The sequence below is a fragment of the Paenibacillus sp. FSL K6-1230 genome, from assembly GCF_038002385.1.
GTDB classification, from domain to species: Bacteria; Bacillota; Bacilli; order Paenibacillales; family Paenibacillaceae; genus Paenibacillus; species Paenibacillus massiliensis.
Map to the genome: position 1 here is coordinate 796,978 of NZ_JBBOCK010000001.1, position 16,620 is coordinate 813,597.

16 protein-coding genes and 1 riboswitch are annotated in these 16,620 nt (G+C 51.1%); of the genes, 15 read left to right on the top strand and 1 reads right to left on the bottom strand.

Translation table 11 applies throughout. The annotated features are described in order from the left end of the window. Positions 1–87: 87 nt before the first annotated feature. Positions 88–1,296 (bottom strand): helix-turn-helix domain-containing protein, encoded by a 1,209-nt coding sequence (locus tag MKX74_RS03530; protein WP_018885392.1) that lies wholly within the window; start codon positions 1,294–1,296, stop codon positions 88–90. Positions 1,297–1,517: 221 nt separating this feature from the next. Between MKX74_RS03530 and MKX74_RS03535 the strand changes: the two genes are divergently transcribed. From MKX74_RS03535 to purN, 15 genes are all read left to right on the top strand, one after another. Next, complete coding sequence (locus MKX74_RS03535; protein ID WP_341177521.1) at positions 1,518–2,933, top strand: MFS transporter; 1,416 nt, start codon at positions 1,518–1,520, stop codon at positions 2,931–2,933. A 136-nt stretch (positions 2,934–3,069) separates the two neighbouring features. Continuing rightward, complete coding sequence (locus tag MKX74_RS03540) at positions 3,070–3,996, top strand: ROK family protein (RefSeq protein WP_018885390.1); 927 nt, start codon at positions 3,070–3,072, stop codon at positions 3,994–3,996. 56 nt (positions 3,997–4,052) lie between these two features. After that, the gene (locus MKX74_RS03545) at positions 4,053–4,190 is read left to right on the top strand and encodes a hypothetical protein (protein ID WP_018885389.1); all 138 of its coding nucleotides are present in this window, start codon (positions 4,053–4,055) and stop codon (positions 4,188–4,190) included. Between the two features lie 232 nt (positions 4,191–4,422). Then, complete coding sequence (locus MKX74_RS03550; protein WP_025681111.1) at positions 4,423–4,686, top strand: DUF1294 domain-containing protein; 264 nt, start codon at positions 4,423–4,425, stop codon at positions 4,684–4,686. A gap of 64 nt (positions 4,687–4,750) precedes the next feature. Then, on the top strand, positions 4,751–5,185 hold the full coding sequence (locus MKX74_RS03555) for a universal stress protein (protein WP_018885387.1): 435 nt from the start codon (positions 4,751–4,753) through the stop codon (positions 5,183–5,185). A gap of 318 nt (positions 5,186–5,503) precedes the next feature. Beyond that, positions 5,504–5,604: riboswitch (purine riboswitch) on the top strand. Between the two features lie 268 nt (positions 5,605–5,872). After that, positions 5,873–6,358 (top strand): 5-(carboxyamino)imidazole ribonucleotide mutase, encoded by a 486-nt coding sequence (gene purE / locus MKX74_RS03560; protein ID WP_018885386.1) that lies wholly within the window; start codon positions 5,873–5,875, stop codon positions 6,356–6,358. 38 nt (positions 6,359–6,396) lie between these two features. Continuing rightward, complete coding sequence (purK, locus tag MKX74_RS03565) at positions 6,397–7,581, top strand: 5-(carboxyamino)imidazole ribonucleotide synthase (RefSeq protein ID WP_051091144.1); 1,185 nt, start codon at positions 6,397–6,399, stop codon at positions 7,579–7,581. A gap of 2 nt (positions 7,582–7,583) precedes the next feature. Further along, positions 7,584–8,879, top strand: a complete 1,296-nt coding sequence (purB, locus tag MKX74_RS03570; protein WP_341177522.1) for an adenylosuccinate lyase — start codon at positions 7,584–7,586, stop codon at positions 8,877–8,879. Positions 8,880–8,914: 35 nt separating this feature from the next. Then, positions 8,915–9,790 carry a phosphoribosylaminoimidazolesuccinocarboxamide synthase gene (locus tag MKX74_RS03575; RefSeq protein ID WP_018885383.1) on the top strand — a complete coding sequence of 292 codons (876 nt, stop codon included), beginning with the start codon at positions 8,915–8,917 and terminating at the stop codon, positions 9,788–9,790. A gap of 124 nt (positions 9,791–9,914) precedes the next feature. Then, on the top strand, positions 9,915–10,160 hold the full coding sequence (gene purS / locus MKX74_RS03580) for a phosphoribosylformylglycinamidine synthase subunit PurS (RefSeq protein WP_018885382.1): 246 nt from the start codon (positions 9,915–9,917) through the stop codon (positions 10,158–10,160). A gap of 5 nt (positions 10,161–10,165) precedes the next feature. Beyond that, a complete protein-coding gene (gene purQ, locus MKX74_RS03585; RefSeq protein WP_018885381.1) occupies positions 10,166–10,855 on the top strand; it encodes a phosphoribosylformylglycinamidine synthase subunit PurQ in 690 nt (229 codons plus the stop codon). Next, complete coding sequence (gene purL, locus MKX74_RS03590) at positions 10,833–13,079, top strand: phosphoribosylformylglycinamidine synthase subunit PurL (RefSeq protein ID WP_341177523.1); 2,247 nt, start codon at positions 10,833–10,835, stop codon at positions 13,077–13,079. The genes purQ and purL overlap by 23 nt, the downstream gene beginning before the upstream one ends. Then, a complete protein-coding gene (purF, locus tag MKX74_RS03595) occupies positions 13,061–14,569 on the top strand; it encodes an amidophosphoribosyltransferase (RefSeq protein WP_018885379.1) in 1,509 nt (502 codons plus the stop codon). The genes purL and purF overlap by 19 nt, the downstream gene beginning before the upstream one ends. 249 nt (positions 14,570–14,818) lie before the next feature. After that, positions 14,819–15,862, top strand: coding sequence for a phosphoribosylformylglycinamidine cyclo-ligase (purM, locus tag MKX74_RS03600; protein WP_341177524.1), 1,044 nt, complete (start codon positions 14,819–14,821; stop codon positions 15,860–15,862). Beyond that, positions 15,859–16,491 (top strand): phosphoribosylglycinamide formyltransferase, encoded by a 633-nt coding sequence (gene purN, locus MKX74_RS03605; protein ID WP_018885377.1) that lies wholly within the window; start codon positions 15,859–15,861, stop codon positions 16,489–16,491. Before purM ends, purN begins: the two co-directional genes overlap by 4 nt. The last annotated feature ends 129 nt before the right edge of the window (positions 16,492–16,620 follow it).

Below are 16,620 nucleotides of genomic sequence, written 5' to 3' on the forward strand. Positions count from 1 at the left end.
AGTGTAAAGTATACATTTACTATGATGATAGAGTACGGATTTCATACGTTCTGCATGTTCAGCCAGGGGCTATGCCTCTGGCTTTGTTCATGATGGCTTCACAACGAAGCGGTTACGATACTCCTTCGGTGTGTAGCCTGTATATTTCTTGAATACCTTGATGAAATAGCTCTGATCATGAAAGTTCAGCAAGGAATAAATCTCACTTAAACTGTAATCCGAGAAAACAATCAGGTTCTTCGCTTCCTCTACCCGTTGCTTCTGAATGAAGCTCTTCAGACCCTCCCCGGTCTCATCCTTGAACTTGCGAGATAGATGCGAGGAGCTCATCTTCAAGTAATCGGCGAGACCACATAGATCCAGATCATCGTACAGGTGATCGAATATGTACTCCTGACACAGCAGGATATCCTTGGAAAAGTGGGCTCGCTGCACCTTCTCCACTCGTTCAGTGAAGTCAACGAGAATATCCTCCAGCAAGGGATGAATCGTATCAATCCTCGGCACATGCTCCACATACTGAATGTAATCATCACTCATGGTAAAGGCCAGCTCCGAATAGAGCCCTCCTTCAATAGCTGAGCGAGTGGCGAGGGTGATAGCTGAGATGATCAGGTTTTTCTTGCTACGAAGACTATCATTTTTGGATAGCGTGCCATAGACCCCTCTCATATCCGTATGCTGTTTGAGATAGAGTAGCATTTTCTTCTTGTTGCCTAGTCTGATCTGCTCAAAGATCTTTTTCTCAGCCAAATAGGATTTGTGGAACAGACTGTTCTCGCGCGGAGAGACGAGCTGGAGTTCTAACACGTCGTCTGTCTTGCTGTTCAGCATGCTTTGGTTCTCCTCGATGACCTGCTCCAGGCTAAGGGCTTCATGGTACACCAGATAATAGATCAGGACGGCGGCGCTCAACAGTTGGGTTGTATCGTGAGGGTAAGGAGCCGAGCTCTCTAACTGCTGATTCAATAGATTCGTATCCAGGAATTTGCGGGAGCTTGGCCACAGCAGCAGTCGGCCTTCACCGTCTGCTGTCTGAACAGGTATGAGAATGATCTTATCAGCCTGCCTGTTGATGTAGGCCAGATGAATTTTCTTGGTGACTGGCATCGCAAGAAGCTGACTAATCCAATCCCGCGGAAGACTACTCTTGTCCGGGTTGGAGGTATAGGTGCTAGTATAGGACCAGGAAGATTCGGGATTAGGCACATTTTCAATATAGAATACAGGAATTTGCGTGGCATCGTAGGCGAGCTTGGCCGCCAATTGTATGTGTGCAGCACTGGGAAGAAGCACAGGGAACCTCCTTATTGAAGTAAAATCAAAAGGTTACTATTTATCACAAATAAATACCATAATTATAAAAGGAAACGCTTTATATTTCAATTATAGAGTTGAAGCGCTTTCCTTCGTGGGATAAAAGGCTGTAAGCGGATTCTGAATAGGAATAAATAGCTACTGGCCTCAGACTCCTTCTGATTTGATGAAAGCGGTTATACATCAAGGAGGGCTGGGAAATGGCAACACAAGAAGAGGTCGTAACAAGAGTGCCCAAGGCAGCAACCGGTAAGCACGATAATGAGAAAATGGCTTTGAAGGAAAAGGTCAGCTATGGCTTGGGGGATGTAGCATCCAACCTGATTTATACCGTCATTACGACATATTTGACTTTTTATTTTACAGATGTATTCGGTCTGGGGGCTGCCGCAGTCGGCACGATGATGCTCGTCGTCCGCTTCGTGGATATGATTGATAGTCCGATCTTCGGAGTGCTGATTGATCGTACCAATACGAAGTGGGGCAAATCCAGGCCATGGATTCTATGGTTCTGTATCCCGTTCGCGCTATCATCTATGCTGCTGTTTATGGGACCTGATCTGAGTGAGTCGGGCAAACTCGTATACGCTTACATATTTTATATCGCATCGAGCGTGCTGTACGCAGCAGTCAACAATCCTTTAACAACGATGCTATCGAGCATGAGCAACAATGTTCAGGAGAGAACAGTAGCGAACATTTTCCGAATGGTTGGTGGACAAATTGGCGGTCTGATCGTCAACCTCAGTCTGCTTCCACTGGTGGCCTTCTTCGGAAATGGCAATCAGCAACAAGGCTTCTTCTATACGATGACACTCTTCTCTAGTGTTGGTGTTATCATGTTTCTGGTTACCTTTTGGAATACGAGAGAACGGGTACAAGGTGTCGCTGGCAATGAGGCGGTACCGCTGAAGGATGGTCTGAAAGCAATCAAGGGGAACAAGCCGTGGGTGATTGTCTCCCTGCTCGGACTCGTATTTTTCATGATGTATATTATCAAGCTGTCGGCCGGGATCTACTATATAACTTACAACCTTGGACAGCAGGAGCTCGTACCTACCGTCAATACGCTGGGTATGATGACTTTGGTGGGTATGCTGGCGGTACCTTTCCTGACCAAAAAGTACAGTAAGCGTGCGCTAGTAATAGCAGGTATGGTCATCAATATCGCTGGTATGCTGGTCATCTGGGCTGGTGGAGATCAGATCGGATTTATCCTGGCAGGGACAGTCATTTCTGCGATCGGCCTGGGCTTGCCTGGAGGCCTGATCTTTACGCTGATGGCGGATACGGTGGATTATGGCGAATGGAAGTCCGGGATACGCTCGCAGGGCCTTCTGGTATCCGCGGCGGGAATTGGCATTAAGCTGGGCTCGGGCCTGGGCGGAGCGATTCCAGCCTGGATGCTGGCTGCCGGGGGATATGTGCCTAATCAGGAGCAGACGGCTGCAGCACTCACGGCCATTACGACAAGCTACATTTGGCTACCTGTTCTATTCAGTGTGCTTGCCATTGTTATTATGTTCTTTTACAAGTTCGAGAAGCCGCATGACGAGATCATTGCTGAGCTGGAATACAGAAGAGCACAGAGCCAGAAAAGACGGAAGAGCCTATAGGAGGTCTTGCCCACCAGTGATATGATCATTGGTGGGCAGGGCTATTTTTTCAAATATGCTGTGGTAGGTTAAATGCATACAAGAGTCAACTGTCGAATAAGTAGATCATCATATTTTGACTATAGGAGTAGGTTATATGTACTTAGTATTAGATATAGGCGGGACATTCGTGAAGTATGCGCTGATGAGCTCGGCGGGGGATATCGTCAGCAAGAACAAGCGACCCATTGGTAGAACGAGTCTGGAGGAGCTACTGGATACAGTCTACTCCATCATTGATGAGCAGGATCTGACCTCAGTTAAAGGCATCGCTGTATGCTGCCCGGGTGCGGTTGATGTGAAGACAGGTATTGTATACCACGGCGGCTCCTTCCCTTTTCTGCATGAAGTAAATTTGATGAAGTTGATACGTGATCGCTACGATAAGGATGTATCCATCGAGAATGATGGTAAGTGTGCAGCACTGGCCGAGCTGTGGCTTGGAAGTGTGAAAGGAGCGAAGGACTCTGTCGTTCTTGTGCTCGGTAGTGGAATCGGCGGCGGTATTATCATGGGGGGGCAGTTGCAGCGAGGTGCGAACCTCTCGGCTGGCGAGGTCAGCTATATCATGAGCGCGATGGACCCGGACACCCAAGAGGCGACTTATTTCGGCTTGGAATGCTCGGCTGTGGAGATGGTACGCAGGATCGGCGAAATGAAGGGTCTTCAGGACCCTACTGATGGAGAGGCCGTGTTTGCCTTCATCAATCAGCAGGATGAGGAGGCAACGGCCATATTCAATGCATATTGCATGAAGGTGGCTGTCCAGATCATGAACCTGCAGTACATTCTTGATCCAGAGCTGTTCGCGATAGGGGGTGGCATCAGTGTGCAGCCTATACTGCTGGAGCGATTGCAATGGTCGATTGCCGAGATTAAGCGGCTCAATCCGTTCCATAAGGCTAACCCGCAGGTCACAGCCTGTGCATTCCGAAATGATGCGAATCTGTATGGGGCATTGTATCACTTTTTCGTGGAGCAGGACGAATCTTTTCGCAGTCTGAGAGGGCCAAGGACGCAATAAGGTTCGCATAAGATTACCCCTTTTCAGGCAACGTAAGCTGAGGAGGTGAATCGCCAATGCCACACAATAAGCCAGAGAAGATTCATAACCAGCAGAACAAGGACAGCATCAGGGAAGAGCATATTGCAGCACGACCCGTGAAGGCTGAGAGACGTCCAGCGAGTCTCAATGGTATTCCCAAGCAGGAATCTTAGTCTGTCCAACAAGTAATGGCAGCGGCTTACTGGCTGTACAACTAGCCCTCTCAGATACCTTGATTAGCTGCACCACTGGCTATAGGTGCTGCCACCTGGATACGATCGCCTGACTACCGACTATCTGACTGTCTAGTGGTTCCTCCTGTTTCCTGCGTTGAACATCCCACCTGTGAGGTCTATAATGAAGGTACGGGGAGATGTCCCGGGATAGGGGGACCGCTTGATCCGCATGATTACTGGATTAGTGATATGGTTTATATTTATTAATATTGTAGGTTACCTAGTGATGTCGGATGACAAGGAGCGTGCACGCAAGCGTCGTGATCGTATTCCTGAGCGTACTCTATTCCTACTCGCGTTCATTGGAGGCAGTCTGGGAGTATGGATTGCGATGTATCGCAAGCGCCACAAGACGAAGCATAACAGCTTTGTGTTCGGTATTCCGCTGCTGTTATTTTTGAATGCTGTCATGTACGGCTATTTCTTGCCATAGGTATTCTTCGCTTACGAGAGTAACCGCAATAGGACAGAGAGCTTATAGAAGGGATGGATGCAACATGTTGTTCTCCAAAATTCTCGTAGCTTACGATGGTTCGAAGGCTTCCAACAAAGCACTGGATCGTGCCATTGATGTGGCCAAGGCTTCACCGGATACTCAGCTTCATATCATTCATGCGTTTGATTTTCCAAGAGTCTTCATCGGTGAAGGGCTTGCACCGCTTCCAGCATCCGTGAACAAGGATTATTATGATCTGGCTGTGCAGCTTACAGAGGACGTGAAGACCCGCGTAAGCGATAAAGGTGTGCAGGCACAGGTGGAGATGATTCAGGGCTCGCCAGCAGCTGTCATTCTGGACTACGCTGAGGAGAAGGGTGCTGATGTGATCTTCATTGGGAGCAGGGGGCTCGGTGGCATTCGTGAATTCGTGCTGGGCAGTGTCAGCCACAATGTCGTGCAACATGCGAAGATTCCCGTGCTGATTATAAAATAATCATGCTGTATGATGTAATATGCCCTAATAGCTGCGTGTGCAGTGAGTGCTACATAGCTTGGGGAAATGGGTAGCTTGAAGGCCATGCTGCCGGAATCCCATGCTACTTGAGGGCCGCCCTATTGATGGGTGGCAAAGCATAATACTAATTTTACATGTTAACGAAGAAAACATTCCCAAGAAGTCGAAGATTTCGGCGCCGGGAATGTTTTTTGATTTGAAGGCGAACATTTGGTTCGTATGAAAGTTTAATGTTCGCCTTTTAAGTTGACATCTGGTGTCGCAAATTGTTAAACTGTTGTATGTATTGTTATGAATTTTAAATGAATGAATCATACTCGTATATGCCGGGGATATGGCCCGGACGTTTCTACCCGGGAACCGTTAATTTCCGGACTACGGGGAATGAATGGGCTGGCTTCATAGTCATAGTCTCTAGGAGGCTTGGCTTCGCTGTGGCGCGCCGTCGAACAGACGGTGTAGATGCCTTCATTTCCTGGATTCCGGTATCTTGAAGATGACTTTTATTTTCGAGGCCGGATTTTTTTGTGAAATTCATACGGATCTGACGAATAATAGCCATAATGAAGCTGTAGAAGACGATGATGTGGAAGACTAGATGATGTGGAAGACTATGAATGAGATTGAAGATACCGAGTGCAATAAGATACAGGAGAGTGGACATTCATGACAGTTCAGGTAGGAGTCATCATGGGCAGTACATCCGATTGGGAGACGATGGAGCATGCTTGTACGATCTTGGACGAGCTGAAGATTGGTTATGAGAAAAAGGTCGTATCCGCTCATCGCACCCCGGATCTGATGTTCGAATATGCAGAAGCGGCAGCAGGTCGAGGCCTGAAGGTCATTATCGCAGGAGCTGGCGGAGCAGCCCACCTGCCCGGAATGGTTGCGAGCAAGACAACAGTTCCGGTCATTGGCGTCCCTGTGCAATCCAAGGCTCTGAACGGACTGGATTCCCTGCTGTCCATTGTACAGATGCCAGGAGGCATTCCTGTAGCGACGGTAGCGATTGGTAAAGCCGGGGCAACCAACGCGGGCCTGCTGGCGGCTCAGATTCTGGGCGCTTTTGACGAGGAAGTGCGGGTACGAGTACAGGAGAGACGTGACCGTATCCGTCAGCAGGTGCTGGAGAGCAGTGATACGTTATGAGCGAGAAGAATAGCATGCATCCCGGTCCTGTTGCAGCCATGAACACGGAAGAGAGGGGAAGCCAGCCAGTCTCTACAGTCATTGAGCCTGGAGCTACCATTGGCATCCTCGGAGGAGGTCAGCTTGGCAGAATGCTTACACTTGCTGCGACACCTCTCGGGTATCGCTGTGTGACGCTCGACCCGACTCCAGATTCGCCGTGCGGCCAGATCGCCCGACAGGTGACAGCGGCTTATGACGATGTAGGGGCAGCACGCGAGCTGGCAGGAAGCTGCGACGTTGTCACTTATGAATTTGAAAATGTAGATGCTGGAGTAGCAGCCCTGCTGGAGCAGGAATCGTATGTACCGCAGGGAAGCAAGCTGCTCTACACGACACAGCATCGGCTGCGCGAGAAGCGTGCCATCGAGGCAGCGGGCGTACCCGTAGCTCCGTATCGCGAGGTTACCACTGCGGGCAGCATGCAGCAGGCGGTGGGGGAGCTGGGCTTGCCTTGCGTACTGAAGACAGTCATGGGAGGCTATGACGGCAAAGGTCAACGCGTCATTCGCCACCTGGAAGAGGTACAGGCTGCCTACGAGGAACTGAATACTGCTGGTGTAGGGTTGGTGCTGGAGAGCTTCGTTCCGTTTCAATGTGAAATATCCGTCGTTGCGGCTCGCAGTACGAAGGGAGAGGTACGGACCTTTCCTCCAGCCGAGAACATTCATGTGAATAATATTCTTCATGCTTCTATTGTTCCGGCAAGAGTGTCTGAAGAGCTTCAGGCCAGAGCAGAGCAGCTGGCTGCGCAGCTCATTGAAGGATTGGATGCAGTAGGCTTGCTTGCTGTTGAGATGTTCGTTACCAAGGCCGGCGAGATTTACGTGAACGAACTGGCACCAAGGCCGCACAATTCAGGCCATTACACGATGGATGCTTGTGCAACGTCACAATTTGAGCAGCATATTCGCGCCATCTGTGGCTTGCCGCTTGCTGATCCACGTCTACTCACTCCGGTAGTGATGGTGAATATTCTGGGTGAGCATATGGAAGAGGTACTGAAGCTGCTGACATCAACCGCTTCGCAGACAGCTACAGAGAAAGTCATACCGAAGCTGCATTTATATGGTAAGAGTGAGTCCAAGAACGGGCGTAAAATGGGACATGTCAATCTGCTCTGTCAAGACACAGAAGCAGCTATGCAGTGGATCGAACAAACCAATATTTGGAGGAATCATTAGTTATGATCGAACGTTACAGCAGACCGGAAATGAGAGCCATCTGGACCGAAGAGAACAAATTCCAAGCTTGGCTGGAAGTAGAACTGTGTGCCTGTGAGGCATGGGCAGAGCTGGGAGTTATTCCGAAGGAAGATACGGTGGCACTGCGCAACAATGCGACCTTCAACATTGAGCGGATTCTGGAGATCGAGCAGGAGACCCGTCACGATGTAATTGCCTTTACCCGTACTGTATCCGAGAGCCTGGGCGCGGAGCGTAAATGGGTACATTATGGCCTGACTTCAACAGACGTCGTGGACACCGCGCTTGGCTATCTGCTGAAGCAGGCGAACGATATTCTGGAGAAGGATATTCTGAACTTCATCGAGATCCTGAAGGATAAGGCGATTGCTTATAAGGATACTCCAATGATGGGCCGTACGCACGGCGTTCATGCCGAGCCGACTACGTTTGGTCTGAAGATGGCTCTGTGGCATGAGGAAATGAAACGGAATCTGGAGCGGTTCCGCAATGCCGCGAAAGGTGTACAATTCGGTAAAATCTCGGGTGCTGTAGGTACGTATGCCAACATTGACCCGTTCGTAGAGGAATTTGTCTGCCGCAAGCTGGGCACATCTCCGGCGCCGATCTCCACCCAGACGCTGCAGCGTGACCGTCATGCCGAATATATGGCGACGCTGGCACTCATCGCGACATCACTCGACAAGTTCGCACAAGAGGTTCGTGCGCTGCAGAAGAGTGAATTCCGTGAGGTGGAGGAAGCCTTCGCGAAGGGGCAAAAGGGCTCCTCGGCAATGCCGCACAAGCGCAATCCGATTGGCTCCGAGAATATTTCCGGTCTGGCTCGTGTCATCCGTGGTCATATGGTATCGGCGTATGAGAACGTACCACTCTGGCATGAGCGTGACATCTCACACTCCTCCGTGGAGCGTATTATTTTGCCAGATGCAACGATGCTGCTGAACTATATGCTGAACCGCTTCGGCAATATTGTGAAGAACCTGACGGTCTTCCCGGAGAATATGAAGCGCAATATGAGCCGTACGTTCGGCGTGCCATTCTCGGGCCGTGTCATGACGAAGCTGATTGACAAGGGCATGAGCCGTGAACAGGCTTACGATACCGTACAACCACGTGCGATGCAGGCATGGGAAGAGCAACGTCAGTTCCGCGATATTGTGGAGGCGACGCCAGAGATCACGAATCTCCTGAGCGCTGAAGAAATTCAGGATGCCTTCGACCCTTCCTGGCATTTGAAGCATGTCGATACGATTTTCACCAAGCTTGGCTTGAACTAAGATAACTCTATATCCTACAGAAATGAGGCTGGATAATGGCTGTATCCACCGCTGCTCCTTGGATTGATGCTCCGCTCGTCTATAAGGGCAAAGTAAGAGAGCTATATGATCTGGGAGAGCATTATCTGATCGTTGTAACGGACCGTATTTCCGCTTTTGACTACATCCTGGAGCCGCCTGTACCGGAGAAGGGCAATGTTCTTAATCAGCTCAGTGCCTTCTGGTTCGAGAAGACACGCCATCTGATCGAGAATCATGTCGTGCATACGGATGTGTACCGTCTGGGGAGCATCGTGAAGGAACCGGAATTGCTCAAGCATCGCATTATGGTGACTCGTAAGGCTGAACGAATCGATATTGAATGTGTCGTGCGAGGCTACATTACGGGGGGCGGCTGGCGTCAGTATTCATCGACTGGCGAGATTAACGGTATTCCGTTGCCGGAGGGACTTCGCAAGAATGAGCGCTTCCCGGAGCCACTCTTCACGCCAGCTGCCAAGAATGATGTAGGTCATGATGAGGATATCAGCCTCCAGCGCATGAAGGAACTGGTCGGTGTAGAACTGACGGCGGAGCTCGAAGCCAAGAGCCTGGCGCTGTATGAATTTGCTCGTGATTACTGCGAGCAGCGAGGAATCATTTTGGCAGATTGCAAGTTTGAATTCGGACTCATTGATGGCAAGGTCATTCTGATTGATGAAATCTTCACACCGGATGCTTCGCGCTTCTGGGCAAAAGAGAATTATGCGCTGGATGTCGAGATTGACAGCATGGACAAGGAGCCTGTACGCACCTATCTGGCAGACTCTGATTGGGACAAGAACAGTACACCTGCACCACTTCCTTCCGAGGTGGTCAGCGAGACAACGGCCAGATACACGAATATTTTGGAGCGTCTTACAGCCGAATAACAATTAGGCAGTAGTAGGCAGTGGATTATCAGGCAGCAGGACCATAGTGAAGTAAGCATCGAGGCTGCAAGCAACGGTTACTCATTATTACGGCTTCACCATCTGAAGGAGGATATGAAGGATCATGATTAAAGCTACCGTCTATGTCACTATTAAACAAAGCGTACTCGACCCTCAGGGCGTAGCCGTACAAGGCGCACTGCATTCCATGGGCTTTGCAGAAGTGGAAAGCGTACGTATCGGCAAATATCTGGAGCTTCAGTTGGACACTACAGATCGCCAAGAGGCAGAGAACCGTCTGACAACGATGTGCGAGAAGCTGCTGGCGAATACGGTGATCGAAGACTACCGCTACGAATTGGAGGACTGACATCCATGAAATTTGCTGTTTTGGTGTTCCCGGGCTCCAATTGTGACATTGACTGCTATAAGGCTGTCGAGGTTGCGCTGGGTGAACCCGTAGATTATGTATGGCACACGGCGACTGATGTCTCGCAGTATGACTGCATTCTCGTTCCTGGAGGCTTCTCCTACGGGGATTACCTGCGCTGCGGAGCGATCTCGCGTTTTGCTCCTGTAATGAGTGCAGTAGCTGAGGCAGCGGAGCAAGGCAAGTATGTGCTCGGCATCTGCAATGGCTTCCAGATCCTGACCGAGGCTGGATTGCTGCCAGGAGCGTTGCTGCGGAATCGTTCGATGAAATTCCTATGCCATGACACGGTGCTGAAGGTCGAGAATAACCGTACGCCATTCACCCGCGACTACGCCGAGGGCGAGGAGATCGTCATTCCGATTGCTCATGGTGAAGGCAACTATTATTGTGATGAAGAGACACTGGCGGAGCTTAAGGCCAATAATCAGATCGTATTTACGTATACTAACAATCCGAACGGCTCCTTGGCCGATATCGCAGGCATTAGCAACAAGCGCGGCAATGTTGTGGGCATGATGCCTCACCCGGAGCGTGCTACTTCGAACCTGCTGGGCTCAGAGGACGGCAAACGTATGTTTACATCGATTTTGAACGCATGGAGGGATCAGCATGGCGCAGCAAGTATCCGCTAAAGAACCGACAGCTGAGCAGGTCGCTGAGCATAAGCTGTATCAGCAAATGGGAGTATCCGACAGTGAGTATGAGCTGATCTGTGAATTTATGGGTCGCAAGCCTAACTATACCGAGATTGGCGTATTCAGCGTCATGTGGTCTGAGCATTGCGCCTACAAGAATTCCAAGCCATTGCTTCGTCGTTTTCCGACCAGCGGTCCTCGTGTTCTGATGGGACCTGGTGAAGGTGCAGGGATCGTCGATATCGGAGATAACCAAGCCGTCGTGTTCAAGATTGAAAGCCATAACCACCCTTCAGCGGTTGAGCCCTTCCAAGGGGCAGCTACGGGCGTAGGCGGCATTATCCGTGACATCTTCTCTATGGGAGCCAGACCCGTTGCGGTGCTGAATTCCTTGCGCTTCGGCAAGCTGGAGAGCGATCGTGTGAAGTATCTGTTCGAGCATGTAGTATCTGGTATTGCAGGATACGGTAACTGTATCGGTATTCCTACAGTAGGCGGAGAGGTTGTCTTTGACGAGGCCTATGAAGGCAATCCGCTTGTAAATGCGATGTGTGTTGGCCTGATTGATCATGACAAAATCCAGCGTGGTGTTGCCAAAGGTGTAGGTAACCCGGTCTTCTACGTCGGTCCCCCGACGGGACGGGATGGCATTCATGGAGCAACCTTCGCTTCAGTAGAGCTGACGGAAGAATCCGAAGCGAAGCGTACAGCGGTGCAGGTCGGTGATCCGTTCATGGAGAAGCTGGTCATGGAATCCTGTCTGGAGCTGATTGATAGCGGTATTGTGTTGGGAATTCAAGACATGGGTGCAGCGGGTCTGACTTGCTCCAGTGCGGAAATGGCGAGTAAGGCTGGTAACGGATTAGAACTGTATCTCGATCAGGTGCCACAGCGTGAGGAAGGCATGACCCCATATGAAATGATGCTGTCGGAATCCCAGGAACGGATGCTCTTCGTAGTGGAGCCGAAGGATGAAGCTCAAGCCAGAGAGATCTTCGAACGTTGGGGCGTCATCTGCGCGAAGGTCGGCAAGGTGACGGATGATGGCCGTCTGCGTCTATATCATCATGGTGAGGTAGTCGGTGATATGCCAGTCAATGCGCTGGTGGATGAGTGCCCGATCTATGATAAGCCATCTTCAGTGCCGGCATATTATGAAGAGCAGGCTAAGGTGGATACATCCAGCTACGCAGAAGTGAAGGAGCTCGGTGCAGCCTTGAAGCAGGTGCTCTCTTCTCCAAGTGTAGCAAGCAAGAAGTGGGTCTACGAGCAGTATGACTACATGGTTCGCACGAATACAGCGGTTCGTCCTGGCTCAGATGCGGCTGTAGTTACGATTGATGGCACACGCAAGGGACTGGCGATGACCACGGATTGCAACGGGCGCTACGTCTATCTGGACCCGGAAATGGGCGGCAAGATTGCTGTCAGCGAAGCTGCACGTAATATCGTCTGCTCGGGAGCAGAGCCGCTTGCCATTACGGATAATCTGAACTTCGGTAGCCCGGAGAAGCCAGAAATCTTCTGGCAGATGGAAAAAGCCGTAGACGGCATGGCAGAGGCCTGCCGTGTGCTCGATACACCTGTCATTGGCGGTAACGTGAGTCTGTACAATGAGAATACCAAGGGAGCAATCTACCCGACACCTGTCGTTGGTATGGTCGGACTTGTGCATGATACGGATCACATTACGACGCAAGGCTTCAAAGCCGAGGGTGACGTCATCCTGCTCCTGGGAGCTACGCAGGCAGAGCTTGGTGGTAGTGAGTTCCAGGCTGTCGTACATGGTGTGACTGAAGGTAGACCTCCAATGCTCGACTTGGCCACAGAGCAGAAGCTGCTGAAGGGAGTACTAGGTGCTATCCAGCAGGGCTTGGTTCGCTCAGCGCATGACTTGTCTGAGGGCGGTCTAGCTGTAGCACTGGCCGAATCCTGCATTAGCGGGGGCATCGGGGCCCAAGTGAATGTTGAGACTGCATTACGTGCAGATCTGGCGCTGTTCAGCGAGAGCCAATCACGCATTCTGCTATCTGCTGCACCTGAGCAGGTAGCTGCTCTGGAGTCCTACTTGCGTGAGCAGGATGTTCCAGTAACTGTGATTGGACGGACGGAAGGCACAGCCTTGAATATTGAAGTGAACGGACAACCTGCTGTAGCCGAGCCCGTAGCTGGCCTCAAGCAACTGTGGGAGGATGCCATTCCATGTCTGATGCAAGCATGAGTGGTCTCATGACAGGGAAGGACATTCAGGCGAAGACATTATGGACGGGCGATTATTATAATGAAGGCTCGGGCAAGGAAGGACTCGACAAGCTCAAGGAGGAGTGCGGCGTATTCGGGGTGTTTCGTCACCCTGAGGCCGCTTCCTTGTCCTATTACGGGCTTCATGCTCTCCAACATCGCGGAGAGGAAAGTGCTGGCATGTGTGTCAGCGACAACGGAGAGTTTCGTTATCACCGCGGCATGGGACTGGTCAAGGAAGTATTCGACAAGGATATGATGGCTTCCCTGACAGGAGATATCTCGATCGGACATGTCCGCTATTCGACCAGCGGTGATAGTAAGCTGACGAATGCGCAGCCGCTCGTATTCAAGTATCGTGATGGCGATCTCGCTGTAGCGACGAACGGAAATATTGTCAATGCGATCCAGATTCGACGTGAGCTGGAGCGTAGCGGATCGATCTTTCAGACGACCAGCGATACGGAGGTCGTGGCACATCTGATCGCCCGTTCCTCCAAGGATCTGGTGGAAGCAGCCAAGGATGCTTTTCGGCAGATTGTAGGCGGCTTCGCCTTCCTGATTATGACGAATGATCGGCTGATCGTAGCCTCTGACCCGCACGGCTTGCGTCCGCTGACGATGGGGCGGCTGGGCGATGCCTATATATTCGCGTCCGAGACATGTGCCCTGGAGACGATCGGTGCTGAGCTATTACGCGATATTGAGCCTGGAGAGCTGCTGGTGCTGGATAAGGACGGCCTGCGTGAGGACCGCTTCGATCATGGCAAGCACCGCAAGGCGTTGTGTGCGATGGAGTACATTTATTTTGCCCGTCCGGATACGGATCTCAACGGGGCCAACCTGCACGCGGCGCGTAAGCGTATGGGCAGCCAGCTTGCTATTGAGTCGTTCGTCGATGCCGATGTGGTAACGGGTGTTCCCGACTCCAGCATCTCGGCGGCGATTGGTTATGCAGAGCAGACAGGCATTCCCTATGAGCTCGGCATGATTAAGAACAAGTACACAGGGCGGACCTTCATTCAGCCGAGCCAGGAGCTGCGTGAGCAGGGCGTCAAGATGAAGCTGAGTGCCGTACGCCGAGTCGTCGAGGGCAAGCGGGTCGTCATGATTGACGATTCCATCGTGCGGGGAACGACGTCGCGCCGGATCGTGAATATGCTGCGTGATGCTGGGGCCACTGAGGTGCATGTGTGTATTACTTCACCGCCGTTCAAGAACCCTTGCTTCTATGGCATTGACACGCCAGACCGCCGGGAGTTGATTGCCTCCTCCAAGACGATTGAGGAGATTCGGGAGGAGATTAACGCCGATTCCCTACATTTTCTCAGTACGGAGGGGTTAATTGAGGCGGTCGGCGGATATAATCAGCAGGATTACAAAGGTGGGTTATGTATGGCCTGCTTCGACAATGATTACCCGACTCATGTCAGCTTCGACGGTGAAGAGAAGTTCGGGTGTAGCTGTTAATTCAGGTGTTGTGCCGGGGGTCATGATCTGATCTGGAAATGAAGGCGGGGCCTCATAAGCTGAGCAGATCATGAATGATCGGCCTTACATTGCTTTATGGTATTAACATGGGTCATGAACTGAATCAATAAAAAGTATCAATGGAATAAATCAATCGAATGAATTAATGGAATGAAGCCATGAGCTTCCCGCGAGCTGAAGCGAAAGTAAGGTTGCACATTTTGATATCTGATAAGGAGTGGGTCCCTAGTGTCCGATGCTTACAAGCAGGCTGGTGTCGACATAGCAGCTGGTAACGAGGCTGTCGAACGAATGAAGAAGCACGTTAAGCGTACGTTTCGTCCTGAGGTCATGACTGATCTGGGCGGCTTTGGTGCCTTGTTCGGCTTGAATAAGGATAAATATGAGGAGCCGGTACTTGTATCCGGCACAGATGGTGTCGGTACGAAGCTCAAAATTGCCTTCGCGATGGATCGCCATGATACGATCGGTATTGATGCCGTGGCCATGTGCGTAAATGATATTGTCGTGCAGGGAGCAGAGCCGCTGTTCTTCCTCGATTATCTCGCCTGTGATAAGGTCATTCCAGAGAAGATCGAAGCCATTGTAGCCGGCATTGCAGAGGGCTGTCATCAATCTGGCTGTGCACTGATCGGCGGAGAGACAGCAGAGATGCCTGGCATGTACAGTGAGGGCGAATACGATATCGCGGGCTTTACTGTTGGTATCGTGGACAAGCATAAGATTATTAACGGCACTTCCATTGCTCCTGGCGATACGGTCATTGGACTGGCTTCCAGCGGCGTGCACAGCAACGGTTTTTCCCTGGTGCGCAGGCTGCTGTTGGAGCAAGAAGGCTACCGTCTGCAGGACGAGCTTCCTGAACTGGGTGGTACATTGGGGGATGTACTGCTGGAGCCAACCAAGATCTATGTGAAGCCTGTACTGTCCCTGCTGGAGAAGGTGAAGGTCAAAGGAATGGCACACATTACCGGCGGTGGCTTCATTGAGAACATTCCGCGCGTGCTGCCAGAGCATGTGAATGTGGATATTCAGTACGGCTCATGGCCTATTCTGCCGATCTTCCGTCTTCTTCAGGAGAAAGGCTCGGTATCCAATCGTGATATGTTCACGACCTTCAATATGGGGATCGGACTTGTGCTCGTCGTGGATGAAGCGGATGCGGCTCTTACCCTGGAGCAACTGCGTGCAGCTGGGGAGACAGGCTACATTATTGGCCGTGTGACTGAAGGGGCAGCGCAGGTGACCTTTACCGGAGCGGAAGTAAAATGAAGTCCTTTCGTATAGCTGTATTTGCCTCTGGAGAAGGTACGAACTTTCAGGCTCTGGCAAATGCTGTTCGAACAGGAGCTTTGCAAGCCACGATTGAACTGCTGGTCTGTGACAAGCCTGGGGCTCGTGTCGTACAGCGTGCCGAGGCGGAGGGGATTTCCTGCCACACCTTCATACCCAAGGAGTATGCCAGCAAAGAAGCCTACGAGCAAGAGATCGCCAACATCCTAGACAACAGGGGAGTGGATCTCATTGTATTGGCAGGCTATATGCGACTGCTCTCGCCGATACTTGTGGAGCGATACGAAGGCCGAATCATCAATATCCACCCATCGCTTTTGCCTGCTTTTCCAGGTAAGGATGCAGTGGGGCAGGCTGTGCGCTACGGTGTGCGGTGGACGGGAGTGACGGTGCATTTCGTGGATGGCGGTATGGATACTGGGCCGATCATTGCTCAGGAGCCTGTAATAGTACATCCAGATGATACGGTCGAATCCCTTGCTGAATCTGTCCATGCGGCTGAGGTGAAGCTATATCCTCTGGTTGTATCCTGGTTTGCCCAGGGACTGGTGCAATTGGATGGACGCAAAGTAACGGTTGCCAGAGCGCATGAGGCAGCGGATAAATAGTCCTTATTAGAATGAAACAAAATGCTCGTCGAATGATGAGACGCAGGAAATGATATTTCTCGGGAAATAAACGAACAGCCTTTCGTCAGGAAGCGCTAAGTTGCGAATTACCAAAAGGAGGAAGCGAAG

What these genes read in the sequence shown, in the direction of transcription:
- purE (WP_018885386.1), top strand. Translation starts at nt 5,873, where the DNA reads ATGACAGTTCAGGTAGGAGTCATCATGGGCAGTACATCCGATTGGGAG.
- purF (WP_018885379.1), top strand. Translation starts at nt 13,061, where the DNA reads ATGTCTGATGCAAGCATGAGTGGTCTCATGACAGGGAAGGACATTCAG.
- MKX74_RS03550 (WP_025681111.1), top strand. Translation starts at nt 4,423, where the DNA reads ATGATTACTGGATTAGTGATATGGTTTATATTTATTAATATTGTAGGT.
- purQ (WP_018885381.1), top strand. Translation starts at nt 10,166, where the DNA reads ATGAAATTTGCTGTTTTGGTGTTCCCGGGCTCCAATTGTGACATTGAC.
- purL (WP_341177523.1), top strand. Translation starts at nt 10,833, where the DNA reads ATGGCGCAGCAAGTATCCGCTAAAGAACCGACAGCTGAGCAGGTCGCT.
- purN (WP_018885377.1), top strand. Translation starts at nt 15,859, where the DNA reads ATGAAGTCCTTTCGTATAGCTGTATTTGCCTCTGGAGAAGGTACGAAC.
- MKX74_RS03545 (WP_018885389.1), top strand. Translation starts at nt 4,053, where the DNA reads ATGCCACACAATAAGCCAGAGAAGATTCATAACCAGCAGAACAAGGAC.
- MKX74_RS03575 (WP_018885383.1), top strand. Translation starts at nt 8,915, where the DNA reads ATGGCTGTATCCACCGCTGCTCCTTGGATTGATGCTCCGCTCGTCTAT.
- MKX74_RS03535 (WP_341177521.1), top strand. Translation starts at nt 1,518, where the DNA reads ATGGCAACACAAGAAGAGGTCGTAACAAGAGTGCCCAAGGCAGCAACC.
- MKX74_RS03555 (WP_018885387.1), top strand. Translation starts at nt 4,751, where the DNA reads ATGTTGTTCTCCAAAATTCTCGTAGCTTACGATGGTTCGAAGGCTTCC.
- purB (WP_341177522.1), top strand. Translation starts at nt 7,584, where the DNA reads ATGATCGAACGTTACAGCAGACCGGAAATGAGAGCCATCTGGACCGAA.
- purS (WP_018885382.1), top strand. Translation starts at nt 9,915, where the DNA reads ATGATTAAAGCTACCGTCTATGTCACTATTAAACAAAGCGTACTCGAC.
- MKX74_RS03540 (WP_018885390.1), top strand. Translation starts at nt 3,070, where the DNA reads ATGTACTTAGTATTAGATATAGGCGGGACATTCGTGAAGTATGCGCTG.
- purK (WP_051091144.1), top strand. Translation starts at nt 6,397, where the DNA reads ATGAACACGGAAGAGAGGGGAAGCCAGCCAGTCTCTACAGTCATTGAG.